Raw genomic sequence first — 924 nt, 5'->3', positions numbered from 1 at the left:
GATGCGCATCATAAAACGATCAAGTTGTGATTCGGGTAGAGGATAGGTGCCCGCTTGCTCCAAGGGGTTTTGTGTGGCGATGACAAAAAAGGGTACTGGGAGAGGGCGTGTTTTTCCGTCAATCGAAATCTGTCGCTCTTCCATCGCCTCGAGTAGCGCGCTTTGCGTTTTAGGTGGTGCTCGGTTTATCTCATCGGCAAGCAAAACGTTACTGAAAACAGGGCCTCTCTGAAATAGGAATTTTCCCGAATTTTTATCAAATATGTTACCGCCAAGAATGTCAGATGGGAGCATGTCGCTGGTGAACTGCGCGCGTTTAAACTGTAGCCCAAGTGTAATGCCAAGTGCGTGGCTGAGCGTTGTCTTTCCCATGCCGGGTATATCTTCAATTAATAAATGCCCTTTTGCGAGCAGGCAAGCCAGGGCTAGCTTTATCTCACTTTCCTTGCCAAGAATGACTTGGTTTAGCTGTTGAAGGATGGCGCTGATACTGGCTTTCTGAGACATGATGTTTCCTGGAAGGCGACTTGCTACTTTTGTTTGGCTGGCTGGTGTTTGATGACGCTATGCAGTACGTGGCGACTCTCAAAATAGACCGCAAAATTTGCATAATGCCATGCGCTGATCGGAGGTTCTCCGCGAGGTTTTGTTTTTGTTTCAGGTTTCCCAAACTGCGTTTCTACTTCCTCCATGCTCATACCGCGCAGTGGAAGTTCCACTTGTTCTTGTTTTCCCTGCTCTCCAAGTTTCAGTTTGATGGTTTCAGCATGAGTGGCCGCGCCAAGTGTGAGTGCCAGAAAACAAGCGATGGTTTTGAAGGGCATGTTTGAACTCCTGATTAATCCATTAAGTAAAGCAAAGACTTGCGCATTCTGCTGAGAAACAAAGCGTTTCAGTACGCAATTTTTTACTTGTTCTCTTGCC

The 924-nt window shown here is 47.0% G+C and carries 2 protein-coding genes; both read right to left on the bottom strand.

From position 1 onward, the window contains the following. On the bottom strand, positions 1 to 507 hold a 507-nt coding region (locus tag A3750_RS00255; protein ID WP_156498258.1), incomplete at its 3' end, for a MoxR family ATPase. 23 nt (positions 508 to 530) lie between these two features. Further along, the coding region (locus tag A3750_RS00250) for a hypothetical protein (protein ID WP_082873137.1) at positions 531 to 924 on the bottom strand (394 nt) is incomplete at its 5' end.

The organism is Oleiphilus sp. HI0079, from assembly GCF_001635105.1.
Note: the sequence above shows the minus strand (reverse complement) of the source record. Positions and strands in the feature narration are given on the sequence as shown.